Raw genomic sequence first — 18,597 nt, 5'->3', positions numbered from 1 at the left:
ACTCAACAAATGTATCGCCAACCCCTTAGAAACACAGAAGTTAAGGTATCTACAAATGAAATCGATTATCAAGTTTTTACTTTATACATCTTTGTCTGCGACGTATATCAATAGCTACACAGCTTTCGGTGCCGACAATCTTGTTACTCGTCTCGTCACAGAAGATAGAACAACCACATTGAAAGCTAATGTGAACACTCCAATGCGAGAAATTAAAGCTCTGGCAAAGCAGCAGTTAATTGAAGAGACGGTAAACATTCTTCCTACATACATAGACTCTACTCAAACCCTCAGCGGCAATAATTATGAAGAGAAGATCAAATTCGTCGCCGCTGCGATGGTTCAAGTTAAGAATGAAGATTACGACATCAAGATTGAAAATGATCTTGTGACTATGACCATTAGAGCCACGGTTAGCTTTGATACAAATGAGATCAAACGAAAGGTAGACAAACTAGAGTCGGATGAAACCCGTTCAGCTCTTATCAATAGCTCAATTTCAGCATCTACCAATCTGAAATCTCAAGCCCTTGAACTAGAGACACTCTATGGGTTAACGGCGTATCAAATTCAAAGCGAGAGTTCATTACAGCAGGTATTGGATAGCTACAGTCACAAATTGATTAACTTCCCTCTCAACGACTTAGTGAAAGAGTTTGAGTTAAAAAAGAAGATGGGAGAAGTAGAGGATCAACTATCAACCGCGAACGCTACTAACCAAGAGTGGTTGAGTTTGACCGAACAAGAACGTGCGGAGTACGAAATTAACCTTAAGATAGGAACACTGATCAATGATTCATACATTGAACAACTTAAACGCCCTCTGACGTTAAAAGTTATCGATATCCAAGGTGAATCTGTCACTCTTCAAGTTTCGCCATTGGAAGGTGTTCCACACTTTGTGCCTTGGTTTGCATCTAGTGCAAAGGAGTTGAGAAGTTTAAGTTCGTCATACCCGTTTGGTAACTTTACTTCTGAGGCCTTTTATAATTATGGTTGCAGAGGCATTCAACTATCAGAAAGTATCGAATCATGGCATTCATTCTTGAGACAAAGTAAGAATGCGAGTTTCGACCTACTCTCTCAGCATCAAGTAATACCATCGAATTTAAAACTAGCTACTTTAAACCAGACTATTTACGTGCCTGGATACAACGCTCCAATATTGCTACCTAGTAGTCAGTTCGGTTCAGACCCTATTGCTAGCCAGCCAGTCGGTGTTACTTGGAACCTAACTAAAGAAGAGGTGAAAAACAAAATCTCTCTTCCTACTGGCGGTGAAGTCCTACCTACGAACATTGACTATAACGATGTACCTGTGTGGGGAATCGAGTTAACAATAGATGGTCAACGAAAAGTATTACCATTGGTAACAAGAATGGAGAGTGAGTTTAAAACTTACAATCGTAAATATCGTAACCGCTTGTTGAGTCATAGGGTTGGATATAAAGGAGATGCAAGTAAGTCATCACAGATAGAAAAAATCAACTATAAAGGTGCGCGATTGTTCGAATATATAAAACCTTATAGAACCAATAGTGCAATGTGTGGAATACCAACAAAGCTTGAGTACCCTAAATTTAAGGTAACTAAGCAATTAGCTTCGAAAATCCAAAATGCCAATATCGAGGTATTTAGATACTGAAGTTAACAAAAGGGGCCCGTCGGCCCCTTTCATTCATTTTTATTTTGCGTCTAACTAAGTTTAACCTCCTGTCAAACGCTTAAATGCTGCCGATATACCACCACTCCACTCAAAATGACCAACATCATCTGTTGCTTCATTAGCTAGTTTGTCCACATTGTACTTGCCAATAATTTCATCATTTAGCGAATACATGTCTAAAGCTGCGGTTGATACCGGTCCCGCATTTGCGTGTTGCTCGGTATCGCGAGGGTGAGTCATTGCCTTATTGTGAGGGCTAGACATTACCTCTTGCATTTCATTGTCGGTAATTCCATGAGCAACATACAATGCTGAAGCATAGCGAACTCGACTTTCTTCTTTAAGATTTCCTTGAAGTTCATCCATATCGTCATACACCTCTCTAGCTGACTCTAAACGAACCGTCAAAGCTTCCTTGTCGTTATAGATCTCCTTACCTTTAAATGCTTCTACTGCAGATGTTAGATCATCACTTCTACCAGTAAGATAATCAGTCACATCACTTTGCCACCCTTCAAGGTTTGATACCTCACTTAATGGCTTAACCAGTTCGGCATACTTGTCGTTCATGCTTCTCATGGCAACGCCATTTATGAAATCTTGCTGAGTCACTTGAGCTTTATCTACAGTATTCGCAATTTCAGCTGCTACAGGCTTAACTGTACGTTCCTGTAGGTTCTGACGGAAGTTGTCCAATTTACCCAAGTCGGAAGATCCATCAGCTTCAAAAGCTTTATAGTCGTCATAAAGGCCCTTGTCCGCCATCATCATAGTAAATGCCATTTGCTGATGTTCGTTACCTTTATCTCTCAGATTTTCAGTTGCAGAAATAAATTCATCATTTTCTTTAATGAAATTATCTACTTTTGATGGATCAAGTTCCGACTTAAGCTGTTCAATGTCAGCCTTATCAGCAGAACCACTTTGAATAACATCTCTTAAAGTAGAAACTGTAGCTTCAGAAATGCTAGGCGAACCTGATAGAAGCTGAGCAAATGAATCATTTCTTTCTAAGAACTCTTCATAAACTGCAGCAGCTGGCTCTATATTCGATGGGCGCTGGATCTCCATTATGTCATTGTTATCTATGTGAGTATCAAAAACAGACGACAACAAAGTATCACCAACCAATGGAACAGCTTCAACATTATCAATGAAGTCTTGCTTACTGTTAGCCAGATTGTTGTCTACTTTAGAAGTAAATGCACCAGCACCAGCAGCAGCTTCGTTGTAAAGCGCACTCACATCAGTAGTAAAATCTTCGGGATTAGGCGTAACCGATTGAGACTGGGATATGTTTGCCCCTACAGTGCTTGCAACGACACCGGCCTCAGTCGTGATTTTCGCTCTTTTTGCATCAATAGTACCTGAACCATTACCGGTAAATCCTCGTTCCAGCAACTGAGCTTGTTTAGCTTCAGCACCCTCGCCTTTAGCTAAAATCTTATCAAGGAATTCTGATTTATCATCGACGCTGCCAATACCACTCGAAATATCCGATATCTTATCAGCGTAATTACCAAGTTCAGTCGCATAGCCTTTCATACCGCCATGAACACCATTATGCGTACCTTCAACCAAATGACCGCCCTTCTCTGCTAACGCTCCAAAAGTATCAGCGTTTGCTTGAATTGCCTCGTATAAGTTAGTCGAACTCATGTCAGACAAATCCTTATTAAGACTATTAGCGAACTTGGATAGCTCTGCAGCACGTTCTGCTCTGTTCATTCCATCAAGTTTATGACGATATGCCTCCATATCACCTTCTGGAATACCAACGTGTCTAGCCATAACGCTATCCACCGACTCGAACGAATAATTTCCATCACCATTTGAAGATATTCCATATTTAGACAAATCTTTGTTGAATGCGGCTACATCTTCCGGAGTTGATTCCTCATTGATACCTGCGTTTTGCTTAATTCGTTCAAATAAAGCTTCTTTGTGGGTATCTTTTAGAGTCTCTGGTGTACCCTCCGATAGATTCTTATGAATAGCCTTCCACTGAGGATCTGCAATATCTTCATTCTTCAAGCCATCAATGCCAGCTGCGTGCATTAAGAACGAAGAGCGTTGAGTGTTCATTAAGTTGTCAGCGCCGTTACTAAAGATTTCCTTGGCTGCTTCAGGTCTTAATGCAGCATCGGCAAAGAAAGTACCGGTCGAGGCTGAAGAACCCATTTTAACTGCATCATTAGCTGCAAGCTCATCGATCCTTGATTTTTGAGCTGCATATTCAGCTGCAACCGCATTGGTCTCATTATCTTGTTCGGTATAAGTATCTGTGTTGTTAGCTTGTATCGTTTTGTTAGATGTATTGGAATAAACATCGTTAATCTGTTCATTTAGCCCCTGAATCTCATTAAGTACCTGTTGAATTCTCTCGGCACGTGTAGAGCCCTCTGCAAATTTTGAATTATCTTCTAGTGCAGCATTAAGTGAGGCTTGTGCTTTGCCGCTTAAATCCAAAACGCCAAAAAGATCTCCACCTGCTGAAATATCAATACCTCCTCCTGCGGCTGCTGCTACCTTACTACCTAACTCTCGAGAAGCTTTTTCATCCACCCCGTAAGTCTTGTCAAAAGTATTCGTGAAGGCATGATTTTTCATCTGTACCTTTGACATCTGGGAGGCGCCAGCTTCAGTAATAGAATTACCATCACCCATAGCTGTACTTTCAGCCACCACCCTTTGGTAGCCGTTAGCATTAGCCACCTTAAATGCTGCCATTTCAGTTTGAGCTGTGGACAATTTACTAGAATAAGTCGTATCAGGATTGATTGACATTTTCTGGTCAGTAGCTGTTCCATCAAGCTGGGTAGCTGACGTTCTATTCACCTTACCGTTGAAATTACCTTCGATATCCTTAGTCTCAGCAATTTGGTCGTTAGAAAATTTGCCAGAACCATCTTTTACAGCGATTGCTTGGTTCGCATGAAGCGTACCCTTACCTATACTTGCGCCTTGAGCCAAGCTAGCACCCATGCCTTGCAATGTGTGTACACCAGCAAAGATTATAAACATTGCAAGCGCTGGCACCATAGCTTGAGCAGTGCCGGCAAAGGCAACAAACGATTCTAGATCAGTCCAAACCGATTCTTGAGCAGAGATTGATGCTAGAGAATTGCCCGCGACATCACCCTTGACTGCAGAAGCTAACCACCTGTTAAAGTATACGTTCAGATAGACATCAACCAGAACGTTACAAACTGGTATTAAAACTATCCAAAGTAAAGCAGTGAAATACTTACCCATCATCTTCAGACCAGCCGCACCAGAAAATAGAACTAAAACTATTGCAAAGGGCGAAATAGCGTAAACAAATCCCTCAATAAAAGTGATCATTGGCCCAAGCATTTCTAAGAAACTTTCGTACTTTGATGCTTCGCTATATCGCCTCTCCATGACCGAATCATATTGAGAAGTACAAGTTTGAACCGCAGCCTCACCAAGTGCAGTAGCTTTTGAACATGCCCCTCTAGACGTGTAATGAGTGATGTAGTTTCGAGATAAGGAAAAGAGGCTTTGTGCATTGTTTGCATTGTCCATGTCTATCCACATATCAAGAACTTTATCGAACGTCTCTGATTTGTTAGCAGTTGAGTCTTCACTAGTTGATGAAAGTAAAGCACCCATTACATGTTGCTCTGCTCGCTCTGCGAGAGCTGTTCCAATATCTCCATGCGCATTGGCACAAGTAGTGTAATAGGAGCGTCCATCAAGCGTTATGTCGATAACCCAACCTTCATCAATAAACAATGATTCCCACTGGTCCTCAGCGTTTATCGAAGCATTGAAATTCTGAACGTATTTCTTCGCATCAGAGTCATACTTTGCAATTGCCATCGCTTTGAATACACAATCGGTATAGTAGGTCTGCATTGATTCTTCAATACCGCTAGATGCATTACCTGGGTCATCTGGATCTGAAAGAAGATCACTCTTCTCGAAATGACCAGTAACATTCGCATTTCGTATCGCAATTAGTGACTCCAACGGAGACAAACCATGATCGAGGATTGCATTGTTGCTAGTCATACCCCAACCATAGTTTACAGCTACGATATTCTCTTTAAATCTCTCAGCTATCTTGTGCCCAATCAAAGAAATATAATGAGCAGGAAACATCACCCCAACAGGGAAGTCGCCAGCAATAGGTCGGTAACCTTCATTCTCTTTGTACAAAGTAATGGTGGTCGTAGATGAAAACATTATTAAGTAAAGAAATATCGCTTGCCAAAAACTTGTCAAAAACCCACTTTTTTGGTCAGTAATATACTTGGCTAAACTCAATAGAGCATTAGCCAAAAGAGCCATAGCAAATATTTGGCCCATGAAGCCATCATTATAAACATGCCCAAGGCCTGTCATAATTGATTCCATGAAGGCCAAATCACCACTTGTGTATATTTCAAGTGCCATGATTATTCATCCTTTCCTTCAGAGTTCTTCACAAGGTTCTCTGCCTTTCTAATCTCGAGAGAACCCTTAACATCACCCGCTAATTTGAGCACAGCAGCCTGAACCTTTTGCCAAACATCGGCAAACTTAGCCTTAGACTGAACTTTCTTGGAAAAGTGGATCATCTCTACAACTACTTTGCTCTCTATACGATCGATAACGTTTTCTGTTTTTTCTCTCACTACTTCTACTAAGGCACCACACTCCACATGACTGTTAACTTCTGTAATATCTAGGTATTCACCCTTAGCATTTAAACGATAAAGGTCACGCGTATATTGAGTGCCAAGTAAAGAAGCAATCCAAGCTTGGCTATCTGTTAGAGTGTTTGTGTAACCATTACCTACGGTTAAGTTCTTAGCAAACATGGAGTCAACACCCTTTTTGACATAATCACCCTCACAAATATCTTCAATCACAGGATTACCTTCACTGTTAATACCCTGAGAACCGAAAACGTCTTCCATAATCTGATACTTCAAAGCAGGAGCTTTCGTTGGGTAAGCTTTTACAACTTCAGTGTATGTTTTCTCGGTATAGTCACAAACAACAAATGAACCAAAAGAAGTAGTGCCAATACTTTTAGTTTCACGACAGTCAGGTAGTGTCAGTGTGCTCATATCTGCAGAGTCACCCATGTTATTCCCATAGATGAAATCTGAATATTGGTGTGCATAGTCAGACTTAGATAAACCACAATAAGAACCATCGGCAGTCTCTTGTGTTTCACTAATACATTTTTTACCTTCAGAAAGAACAGACCAAGTTGCAGCCTTCGCTAAATCTTCATCATAAAAAGGGAATAAGTGACTATGAATGTTTGTATTGTACGCAATAAAAAAACCGATATCGGTAGTGTCTGGTATCTTACCCGGACTCTTTTCAAGCATATCAGCGATTTCAATACCTTTTGCCAAAATACGCTTCAGGTAGTTATCGGTTGTGTCTGAACCTAGATAACTCTCAGGATCAGTCCAACCTTCAACTTTTTGACCAAAAGTATTCCAATCTGAATCAGAAGGCGGTTTGGATTCTTCTTCTTTATCAGCGTCCTCCATAACCTTAAGAGCATCTTGACAACTCATGTTTGCTAAAGCGTTTAGCTTTTCTACCCAAGCTTGAATATTTTGCATGATAGAAGCACAACTTGGGCACACAGAATTAAGCGCGAGCTTAAAGGCATATACAGTTGCTGCTGCCGCTATGTTTCGACCTAACTGGATCACCTCATCGCGACTACCAAAACCTATAGAACCTGCAAAAAAATCAATACCTGAACAACTGGCAGAAACTGAAGGCGGTTGAAAGTCAATAAGTTGTACATCCTCTACTCCAAAGCGCAATGAGTAAGCACCTCCTGTATAAACGTTATCACCAGAACTTGAACGAAAGTTATCTGGACCACCACTGGTAGTAAAGGAACGGTATACACTGTCAGTAAAGTCTCGAAGTGAACCAGCATTTGAAGTTGTCGCTAGAGACAAACTAATACACGCTGCAAGTGAGAGTGTTGCGATTTTCTTCATCACTTAACTCCAATAAAATTAATTAGAATCTGGCACAGTGCCAGGGATATCAAACTCACGATCAGGACCCATATATTTTTCATTAAAAGTCTTGCGGAGCTTGTCAGCTAGGTAGTCAGGATTTTCGTAAAGTTCTTCTTCGTCCACCATCAATGGAGATTCATCGCCATTTGGTACAAGGAGGATGTCTTTAACTTGTTTTGCTGTTTGATATTCGGTTTCAGTTATAACCTCTGTAACACGCATAACATCAAACATTAAAGATTCAAATTTAGTCGCATTGATGTATCCATTGACCATCATTGCTGCTTGACCTGTTTGTTTATTCATAAGATAAAACGTAGGTGTCACTCGAACCGGCATTATTTCGGTTAAAGTACCATCGTCATAAACAGTTTGAGTTGCCCAATCTGGACGGTTAGGAATTGGCATACCATCGATTGATACAGGAAGAATATCAATTGTCTTAAATTTACGTCTTATGATATCCAATTCTTTAAGCATCGCGGCACAGTAAGAACACGAACTAGACATATAAAAGAAAATACCAAAGTTGTCATAGTTATCCGCTACAAGCTTCTTCTTGTGCTTATCAATTTCTTCATTCATAACCAACAATTGGTTACCAGCTGTAGGGCGTCTTAACGTCTCATTTAATGCTTCTTCACGCTGAGAAACCTGACCGTACAAAGTTGAAAAAAGAGTCGCTCGATCAAGCGCAATACGCTGCGCGTACATGTAACGGCGAACATTCTCATACGTTGGATTATCTTGTGCTTCATCCAGCAACAAAGGAAGATTTTCTCTTAACCAAGCAGAGGTGATTTCTACTTCCTTATTAGGCTCTTTTTCCTCTTCGTTTTCTTCTGGTTTTTCTTCTGGTTTTGGTGCGACTTTTTCTTGCTCGACAACAGGTTCAATTTCTTCATCAGGATCTACGTAAAAGTACCAACCGTCAGGTTGGTATTCTTGAGCAAAGCCAGGCACTTCTTCAGAGGCCAAAGAAGGTTGTAAAATTAAACCAGTAATGAGAGCAGAAAGAGTGGCACGTTTAAAAACGCGACTCATACTAGAGCTCCGATACTTAAAATATAAGGATGTGATAGACCAACATTTTAACAAAAACAATGATCACATGAAAGAATCAAATGTCTAATAATCAGACGATAAATGGATATTGCTTGCATTAATCTTATCGACTGTTCACACCATGAACGCTGGTATAGATGGCTTTTCTCCCGATTATAATCTGACAGCAATTTATTGGCTGATTATAATCTGACAGTTATTTTACTGTGGTTGCTACATACAGAAATAAGCGCCATTCTGAAAAATATCTGTCCAGTTAGAGTCAACTCTAATATTAGAATCGGTTTATAATAAGATTAGGCTTCATTCCTTCCATAGATAGCTATAAACCCCGCTCAGGGTTCATACACAACTCAGTAAACCACTCAAATACTCTCACTAAGTGGTAATTGGGGCTTTTCCAAAAATCAGCGTTACTGTATATTTGTTTCCATTCCAAGGTTATGGGCCATCAAAATTTCATAATCATCCAGAAGGTTTCAAACCACCAGAGTTAGACTTACTAAACACTGATCACCTTCTCGAGATTTAGAACGTCCAGATTGTTCGAGATTTAGATCAACTAGATCACCAGGCAATTACGAGCCTCAGTCATAGATCATCTTGGTAGTTTGTATAGCACCAATTGGACCAATAAAATGATCCATTTGAAATGCCTCATTAGGACGTCAAATTGCATTAACAAAATGATTGGAAAAATAATCCAAATTAACCAATGAAAAATCCATTAGAAAACTACACAAATACCTAGGCAAAAAAGAATGGCAAAACGTAGAGTAATTAAGATTGAAGATCACGAGATTGGGGGGCTAGAAAAATTAGTGTTCCCTGCTCTGAAAAATCTTCAAGAAACTTGGGACATAGCAAAGCAAGAAATCGAACGAATACAAGAGTCATATTGGACCAATGTAAAAGCTGAAGTCGAGATACTAAAACATCGTCAAAACAATGCAGTTGCAAAGCTCCCTGCAGAAACATTTCTTAGCTCAACTTTTATTGTGTACAGACCTTACTTTCGTGTGCCAGATAAAATCGCAACGGATACTGTGAGGTTAACTTGGGGTGCAGCTAAGTACCAGATGTCTAAACCTGGCGGTCGAGGTAGTTTCACTAAAACAGATCATATTAAGATCAACGCATCGCAAAGTAGTCTAATGCCTGGGTTCTACGCAGACTCCAAGTTCAAGTACAAAACTGAAGCTGAATGGCAGAAAGAATTTGTGCTTCGCACTGAGAGGGAAATACATCACTACCGGATTCTCATGCACAAGCTACAGATAGGATCTAGGGAACTCACAAGTATTGCTGAAGAACTTAACAAAGTTATTGACAATCCAACGCAACTTCAAGATCCTAATGGCTCTCCACAAGATGACCAAGTTCAACAAGATCCATTGATGGCCGCAGCAGAAGCTCTGTCAGCTGCATATGACAACATAAACGCTATCGATAAGGTACATGCAGAACTTTTAGTTAAAACCGACGATGACACGCTAGAGAGTTACAATATCGATCCTGACATAAAGGATATGTACGTGGGCTAACTCCCTACCCTGATCACCGTAAAATAATTTTCAAACTGAGGATTTGTCGATGACGGATGTATCCAAAGCTGTGGAAAATAAACGTCCAACAGCAAAAAAAACAAAGCCGGAAGCTGATACAAGCATCCAAAAGGAAAAGAACTCTCAAAAAACTGATCAGCAACAAGAAGTTTCAACAGAAAAAAATAACGGTCAACAGGCCTTAGTGGAGGCTCTAGAAGATCAGCAGGCAAAACCAGAAGCAGTAGTCGAAGAAAATAACCGTCAACAGCGTAAACGTGACCAGAACCGTGGTACTAACACGCAACAAGACGAGCAAAATAAACGTCAAGGCAGTCGCCGCCAACAATCTGGTGCAAGCGGTCGCCAAAGAGCTACGCAGAGAATGCTTGCTGCTATCGCTTCTAAGTCAGAAGTAGTTGAGAATGAAGAGGCGCAAAATTACAGCGCGATCACTCCTATCGTTCAGTTCCGCTCACACACATTGTCACGCTATCTAAAATCGGAACTTCAAAACATCATGTTAGCTGCTTCTGATGTGATTCCTTTAATTCAAGCAACACAACGTGTAGAAGAGTTCAACTCACTGTTCGACGACTTCACGAAAGAAACAATCGAAGCCGTTAACGAAGTAAGTAGCTCAAACTTAGAGGTTGTTGGGATCATCAAAGAGAACGATCCGCGTATCGAGCAACGCCTATCTGCAATTGAGATGTCATCTCCGGTGGAATTCAAATTTGTGTTCCTACATCCGTTCTTCTGGGATTACATCAACATGCTGGGTAATGCCGACCAAGCACTACACGAAATTGAGAAAGTAATTCTTACTGGCGCAATGAACAAAGACATGGAGCAACTGAAGACAGATATCATTCAGTCAGTCCGTCAAGCTTTCACCGCTCTGAGCTTCATTTCTAAGATTCGAACTCGAATGGATGCACGCTCTCCTATCAAAGTTGAGCAGTTCAAAAACATTCAATCAAACTTCCGTCGTCGCATGGCAACAGTTTCAGGCGTGAACGATGAAGAGGTTAGTGAAGAATCTGCACAGACGAACGCGACAAAAGAACAAGTCGCTAAAACTGCATAATGTAATCAAACAAAACAAAGGCGGTTTCTACACCGCCTTTTTTTAGCCCTCAACACGATCATCAAGATGAATACAGAAGAACAACAACCACCAGCTGATCAGCAGCAAAAATCAGAGAGTTCAATTTCATTCACTCCAGAGGTCGCACAACAAAATGGAGTGGGTTATGAACAAACGCAAACGCGTGAAGGAATCAAACCGATCTCATCTGTAGACATACTCGATGAAGAGGAGCTAGCAAATTACTTATTGCAGCTACAAAGCCTAAGCGGAGCACCCGAAGCTACAGAGATTTACGAGATTCAAAAAGCGAACCTGATAACTAACGCTACCAACGGAGAAAAGCAGCGACGATTAACGCACCGTGAGGTATACAAAGAGATTCAGGCAAACACCGCAAAAGAAGATCACCAACAGAGTACAAAATCATTCCTTGATCGCGTCCCTGTAATCAAAGGTATTCGTTCGGCATATAAGAACCATGTAGAGAAGAAACTTGCGGAAGATGCGCGTAACAGTGTGGATGATACTTCACTCATGTTGGCCAAGCATTGGCGACAAGATGAACATGATCTTCCTACATTCGATGTGACAGAATCTAAAGAGCAAAGAGATCTCTACTACAACTTCGATACGCTTTACAGACAGCTCATTCTTAACCTTGCAGATTTTGTTGGAAAACTACCAGCAAGTGAGTCCAATCATCACAATTGGCCAGGAGGTCTGCTAAAGCATTCTCTGGAAGTGGCAAGCATCTCTTTCAAATACGCGAAGTCTTGGGATTTACCTCCGATCGCAATGAATGACTATGAGGCTCGTCGCCGTCCTAGATGGCAGTACGCTGCCTGGGTAATTGGTTTGTTCCATGATGTTGGTAAGGCGATCACCGATATGGTTGTTGTTTGCGAGGACGCTAATGGCAAAATCTATCGATGGAACCCGATGCTTAACTCTTTAAATGAGTTCTGTGCAGATCGCAAAATTGTTCGCTACTACATTGATATGAATGATGCGTCTCGTTATATGAACTCAGCAGGTCGTTTCAAACGACATGAAGGTATGGCAAGTTCGTTACTTGATAAACTGTTAACGCCTGAGTCGCGACACTTTCTAACTTCATCCCCTGATCCGGGCTTTGGTCTGTATGAACAAGTAAGTTCGATCCTATCCGGAAAGAAAGGTGGTGATAAATATCTAATGGATGCTCTAAACCGTGGTGAAGAACTATCGGTGCATTTGTCATATAAGAAAATCCGTTCTGATTTCCACCTCAACAATCGTAATGCGAGTATTGCTGAGCTCATGATGCGGGAACTGCCGTATATGCTCGAGTACGAAAACTTCATGAAGAATGTGTTTGTCGTGTCGGGCTACGTAATGTTGCGTTACCCAGAAGCACTTAACCAACTCAAACAGGCAGTAATCAACAAGTCACCAGAGACTAAAGCTATCCTAAACTACAGTGCTATGGAGTTGGGTAAGCAATTAAGCTCGTCAAACTTCATTCGAAAGGTCAATGCAAATAACTTTCTACCCCGCTTCGCACCGACTAAGGAAGTTTTTAAGCGTGATAAGAACACCAGAGAGGAAATGGTTACCTATGAGCGTGAGGTTGGTTTCTGTCCTGTAGTAATTCTGGAGCATGCCGCCCTACTCTTTGGAAAAAACGAGTTGCCGCCATCGATCACAGGTGTATTGAGTTTGAATATGGAACACTCTTTAGAGTTCCTTCGTGACGGTGATGTAATTGAGCATATCCATGAGCGTCCAGCGGAAGAATCAGCTGAGCCGAAAGGCACAGACATTCTTGACCCAGAAGCATCGTTTAACGTTGTCAAGAAAATTAAGACTCAAGTTGATCAAAACGATCCTGACTCAATGCCTGGTGAGAAGACACTTGAGCTTAAAAAAGGTGAAGTTAAAGAACAAACTAATGCACAGGCTGGCTCCAATGCGCAACAAGGGCGTTCTAAGGGAGTTCAACAGCAAAAGCCTAAGCCACAGCAACAAAATCAAGCTACGCCCTCTACAGAAGCATCTAAGCCTAAGCAAAATACTGGCTCTTCATCAAGCAAGCCTGCGCGCCCTCGACAGCAAGCTATGAGGGCAGCCAAGAGCCAGTCGGATGAAAAGAGCCCGGTACAAAGAGCAAGTGTGGATGTTTTCTCTTTAGACCAACCACCAGCAGTTGTCGCGGAAACCAAAGTGCATGATGCTCCAGAAAGTTTAGTGCAAGGCGTAGATTCGTCGGCTGCAGAGATTCCAAATGAAAAGAACGACCGCAAATCACGAAGTGCATTACTAGCCCAAACTGGGGAGGTTACGCCATCAAACGGCTCAACAAATGTAGATACAGGCGAAGCTGTTATAGCAACACCTCAGGATATGCCTTTCACACCTAACAGTGAATCAGTGCCACTGGACATGTATAGCGACATGCCGATGTATGATGAGCAAGAAGGGCCAGATTACGATGATATATTCTCTCTACCACCAGAGATGACTCATGATGCCCCTTTACAAACGGATTTAGCTCCAATGGAACCTAATGCTGGTGGCCAAGAGTTAGCGGTTGGCAATGCTATTGTCTCCCATAAACCGAGAGTAGATGTCATTACCGAGCTATTTGCTGAATGGGTTGGCATAAGTGCCAACAACCGTACTCTGGCAGAAACTAGAAGCATCCCATTCATGCTGTTTAAGTCTCCATTCTTTGTGGATAGCGAGAAAAGAGCGGGCCGTCCTGATTGGGCGTTTAACGGTAACCACGTAGAGCGTCGTAACAAGACTACTGTAAAGCTCAAACAATCATTCGTAGATACGGTATTGGCATATGTTGATGGTAATGCTTTACCTGAAAATGAGTTTAACTTATCCCCTAAAGCGGAAAGTCCGGTACCAGTAGAACCGGCAGCCAGTGTAAATGACGTAAAACATCAGAAAGCACAAACTGACGCATCAAAGTCTGCAGATGAACAGAGTTCAACTAGCGCGGGTGAGGTTAATTCAAATGGCAAAGTTAATAACTCCAACATTCCACCAGCAATGAATCTAAGTGTTTGTGCCGCTGCGGTGCCTGCGGCCCAGTCAAATTTGTCTGTAGCTGAGTTAAAGAAACAAGCACGTAAGAAAGCATCACAAAAGACAGAGTTGGCCTCCGACACTGGTACCGACAAGTCTGCAAGTAAGGGTCAAGCAGAAAAAGCTGATCTGAAGAGTAACCAAGCAGAGGTGGACTCGACTACTTCACCCCAGAAGGAAATCCCGGACCAGCCTGTAATTGGTAAAAGCGTTCTTCTTGAGAGATTGCGGAATCACGTTGTAGGCAACCTAAAGATTGAGCCTAAGTTCAAGAAAGGTTTAGTTCCTAAGCCAATGTTCATCTCTATCCTCAAAGGCATAGATCATACGCCAGAAGAGGCAGAAGCTATTGGCTTGGTGAAAAAAGTAGACGTTCGTAACTACCACATCGATACAGATGTTCTTTACGGGTTTGCAGAACCGAAGGAAACGCATAGTCCGAAACAAGGTTCTAGTAAAACAGAACTGGATACCGACTCTCCATCCAAAGACAGTGGCACCCAATTGTCTGTTCATCATGTGAACACTGAACAGGATGAACCGCTGGTGGACAAAGCAGAGCAAGCTGTTCATGTTGAAAGTGTGGAAGCATCACAAACCGTTAAGGACACATCTGTTAAGGCCAACGAACATACATATGAGCAACTGAAAAACGGTGATGTGGAAGTAGAGTCCTTTAACAATGCTGAAGCAAGTGAAACCCCGCAATCCATTGTGGAACAAGAGGTTGTAGGTATTAATGAACGATATGAAGTGAACACCCAATCGAGTGTTCATGGTGTGAACACTGGGCAGGGTGTGAACTCCGAAATGGTGGATGCTGAGAGTTCTGAAGAAATGACAGTCGATATAAATGGCTCGAGTGATCACGGTGTGATCAGTAAACCAGAGGTTGAGATTGTAACCGAAAACGTTGATCATCAAGACGAGTCACTAGACCATAAACTTGAAGCAGCATTAGAACGAGCTATCTCTAGGCTCGACATAGGTGGTGCAAAGATTCCGGATGTACAAGCAGAATTCATTAAGCTAGACATCTCATGCAATAAAGAGGGAGATTACCCTAACCTTGATTTCATGTCCCTCACGATACTACTGGCAGGGAAAATTAAGAAAGGTGAGGTTATCAGTGTGGACCCAAGCCGTCTAAATCGCGATGGGACGGTAGATATCGTACTTTCCGACTTCATCATTCAGTGTGTTGAGTACCTAGAGAGTAAGCGCGGTACATTCAAGATTCTTTCAAAGTTTGATGAAGATAAGTTAGAGCAAATAGCGACTGGTCTATGGGTACAGAATGCTAGCACCAAAAACAAGATCACCCTTACATACACAAAAGACTAAATAGCTTGGCTCCCAATTGGGGGCCAATACTTTATTAATAGAAAAAGCAGGAATACTCTATGCAGCACTTACGGGGAGTGGGAGACACTAAAGATCTCTTCCGTCCGGAATTTGAGTTCTATATTGGTTCGTCATACGGCGCGGCGAGCATTGCAACAATCGCTATGTCTAACGGTATAGGTCTTGCACCTTATGCCTTGTCAGCAGTAGCTTTAGGATTAGCGGCTAAATATACTTCTAAATCGATGCCTCGTATTAGACAGAAGCAAAGGCTTAAAAATAACTACTTCTGGAAGAAGTCACTTGCAGAACTAAGAAGGTTCAACGTTGAAAATCCAGAACGTGTATTTTTGGGTAAAGGCTTTGAGTGGGGGCCGGAGCACGCAGCTTTGTATGAGCGACTGAATTCCATGAGCTCTGACTTAAGTGACATCCATCTCCCTAAGATATTTGAAAAAGGGGCTCTGGAAGATACTCAAATCTTAGGTGGTAAACCTTATATTCACGGCATTGGTGAAGAGAAAGAGATCGACATCATGGCCAGTGCATTCTATGGTCATACGATCATTCTAGGGTTACCTGGTACCGGTAAGACAACTCTGCTTAATATGCTTTCTACAGGTACCCTTAACCGCCAAAACTTCAATATCATTGTCGATCCTAAGCCAGATGCCGATTGGCGACAGCGAATGAAGAACGAATGTGAAATCATGGGCGTTCCTTTCTATGACTTCTCTACATCCAATGCTACGGATTCAGTGCGTATCGATGTTCTTAAGGACTATGAGAAAGTAACTGATATCGCGTCCCGTATTATGGACGTAACTAAGTCTACTGCAGCTGATGACAGTGATTCGTTTAAAGACTTCGCGTGGAAGTGTATTAACCAGATCGTACAGGCAATGCACTACGTATCTATTCCGGCACAAATCACAACCGTATCCCAGTATCTACGTTACGACTACAATGACTTGGCCGAACGATGCCTAAGTAAGTTCTTTACTGACTTCTTCGGCGGTGAACAGATCTTTGCTAAGAAGCGCTCAAACATGAAGTCAGAGAATGGTGGTGAAGATGGTTCACTACTAGCGATGATTGAATACTACCTGAACGAGCAGAAAGTACCGTCAGTTAAACGTGTTACCGCCGTTAACCTTATTGTGGATTTCGTAAACCACGATAAATCGCACCGTTCAAAAATGCTGGCTTCTACCGACCCACTGTTTGACCAATTAACAGCTTCACCTTTAGATAAGCTGCTATCCCCTCGCCTAAGCGACGAATTATCAGAATCTATTGACGGTAAGGTACTAAACCTTGAAGAAATGCTTTCTGGTGGCGGCTGTCTATACATCAGCCTTAACTCAATGGGTGACTCGAAACTTTCAGGTAATATCGCGAAGCTGATCCTCTCTTCAATATCTTCCGTTGCATCTCGTCGTTACTCGCAAGATGGTGGTAAAGGGCGTCGAGTATCTCTATTTGTAGATGAAGCCCATGCAGCGCTAAATGAGAAGCTGATTGACCTTATGGCGGTCGGTCGAGGGGCTAATTTCGAAGTGTTCCTAAGTACACAAACCGCCAATGACCTTGAGGCTAAGACTGATTCGGCGACCGCGAACCGGGTGCTTGGTCTTGCTTCTAATATGTTCGCCCTAAGGGTGGCGGATATTAAGACGAAAGAGTTTATCGCTTCTAACTTTGATGAAGTTAACGTACAAACTATGTCGTATGCTCGTGGCGACAGAGCTGGTGGTAGTTCTTCTCTTATCGGAGATGCTGCAACAACGTTTACTGAAAACATTGGCCAAGAGAAGGTTGTGGCTTTCCCTCCAGGGGCTCAAAGCAGCATGCCTACCCTGCAATGTATTTGTCGGATGCAGGATGGTAAGAAGTACAAACTGCGAATACCGATCTTACTTGAGGAGTTGAAGGTGCAGAAGGACCCACTTAGAAAGCGCTTTATGAAAAAGCTCGCGGGGGTTGCTTAATGGCAGTCAGTATCGAGAGTGAAAGCAAGGAATATACACTCAAACACAGGGCTATGATTGCGCTTGCGATTGCCGCCTTCGGTTGGGTGATTTTTATGATGGATGTTCAGACCTACATTGTTCAAGTGAACCTCGAAGTTGAAAAAACAAGAGAAGTAATCGGCTCAGGGAACACGGACCAAGTGATAAGTAGAGCGAAGTATTTATTCGAACTTGCCAGTCAATATGTACCAGAGAGAACCATTGATTCCAACTCTAAGGTAGAAGATTTTATTTCTCGTACAGATGAGGCAAGTTGGCTAAATAAAACGTTCGACAGCCTTGGCGAGAAAGCACTACTCATGCTCTACCAGATATTCTTTCGACTCTGCTTATTGCAATACTGGGGTGTAACGATTTTCCCATTTGTTGCGGCGGTGATTATGGAGGGGTACTGGCTACGTAAGATAAAGATGTATGAGTTTAAGCACGCGTCGGCTGTTAAACAGCAAATCTGGCTAAGGACATTCTTTTTCCTTGGATTTATGCTTAACCTTTACATGTTATTGCCGTTCTCAACAGGCTTCGGGCAGTTCTATCCACCGATAGTTTTGATAATTATGGCCTTCATCGCGAAAAACACGATCACTCATGTAACTAAAACGTTGTAATAGTTCGTAGGATGGTTTTATAATGATGCTGATCTCCACTAGAAATTACACAGCACACCATAACTGTATTCAGTTTCGGCAATATATATATCGATTATTCCAGCTATCGTTGTATCTATTGTTTGTGGATTTCAGCCGTCTTTTGGCAAAACGCA

At 42.0% G+C, this 18,597-nt stretch carries 9 protein-coding genes; 6 read left to right on the top strand and 3 right to left on the bottom strand.

Going from position 1 to position 18,597, the window contains the following annotated elements; genetic code table 11:
• Window positions 1-55: 55 nt before the first annotated feature.
• On the top strand, window positions 56-1,645 hold the full coding sequence (locus tag AB6D58_RS00695; protein ID WP_372156098.1) for a hypothetical protein: 1,590 nt from the start codon (window positions 56-58) through the stop codon (window positions 1,643-1,645).
• A gap of 60 nt (window positions 1,646-1,705) precedes the next feature.
• On the opposite strand, the gene AB6D58_RS00690 is transcribed toward AB6D58_RS00695, so the two are convergent.
• The 3 genes from AB6D58_RS00690 to traF are packed head-to-tail and all read right to left on the bottom strand — an operon-like array spanning window position 1,706 to window position 8,721.
• On the bottom strand, window positions 1,706-6,088 hold the full coding sequence (locus tag AB6D58_RS00690) for a conjugal transfer protein TraG N-terminal domain-containing protein (RefSeq protein ID WP_372156097.1): 4,383 nt from the start codon (window positions 6,086-6,088) through the stop codon (window positions 1,706-1,708).
• 2 nt (window positions 6,089-6,090) lie between these two features.
• Entirely contained in the window at window positions 6,091-7,653 is a 1,563-nt protein-coding gene (locus AB6D58_RS00685; protein WP_372156096.1) for a conjugal transfer protein TraH, read from the bottom strand.
• A gap of 18 nt (window positions 7,654-7,671) precedes the next feature.
• On the bottom strand, window positions 7,672-8,721 hold the full coding sequence (traF, locus tag AB6D58_RS00680; protein WP_372156095.1) for a conjugal transfer protein TraF: 1,050 nt from the start codon (window positions 8,719-8,721) through the stop codon (window positions 7,672-7,674).
• Window positions 8,722-9,503: 782 nt separating this feature from the next.
• Here traF and AB6D58_RS00675 point away from each other — a divergent pair.
• The 5 genes from AB6D58_RS00675 to AB6D58_RS00655 all read left to right on the top strand — a co-directional run bounded on the left by AB6D58_RS00675 (window position 9,504) and on the right by AB6D58_RS00655 (window position 18,442).
• On the top strand, window positions 9,504-10,286 hold the full coding sequence (locus AB6D58_RS00675; protein ID WP_372156094.1) for a hypothetical protein: 783 nt from the start codon (window positions 9,504-9,506) through the stop codon (window positions 10,284-10,286).
• A gap of 49 nt (window positions 10,287-10,335) precedes the next feature.
• A complete protein-coding gene (locus AB6D58_RS00670; RefSeq protein ID WP_372156093.1) occupies window positions 10,336-11,376 on the top strand; it encodes a hypothetical protein in 1,041 nt (346 codons plus the stop codon).
• Window positions 11,377-11,442: 66 nt separating this feature from the next.
• Window positions 11,443-15,801 (top strand): TraI domain-containing protein, encoded by a 4,359-nt coding sequence (locus tag AB6D58_RS00665; protein WP_372156091.1) that lies wholly within the window; start codon window positions 11,443-11,445, stop codon window positions 15,799-15,801.
• Between the two features lie 59 nt (window positions 15,802-15,860).
• Window positions 15,861-17,792 carry a conjugative transfer system coupling protein TraD gene (traD, locus tag AB6D58_RS00660; protein ID WP_372156089.1) on the top strand — a complete coding sequence of 644 codons (1,932 nt, stop codon included), beginning with the start codon at window positions 15,861-15,863 and terminating at the stop codon, window positions 17,790-17,792.
• Window positions 17,792-18,442: a DUF4400 domain-containing protein gene (locus AB6D58_RS00655; RefSeq protein WP_372156088.1), complete on the top strand. Its 651-nt coding sequence runs from the start codon at window positions 17,792-17,794 to the stop codon at window positions 18,440-18,442. Before traD ends, AB6D58_RS00655 begins: the two co-directional genes overlap by 1 nt.
• Window positions 18,443-18,597: the final 155 nt, after the last annotated feature.

The organism is Vibrio sp. 10N.239.312.D08, assembly GCF_041466145.1.
Taxonomy (GTDB): domain Bacteria; phylum Pseudomonadota; class Gammaproteobacteria; order Enterobacterales; family Vibrionaceae; genus Vibrio; species Vibrio crassostreae_C.
This window is presented reverse-complemented; position numbering and strand designations above follow the sequence as displayed.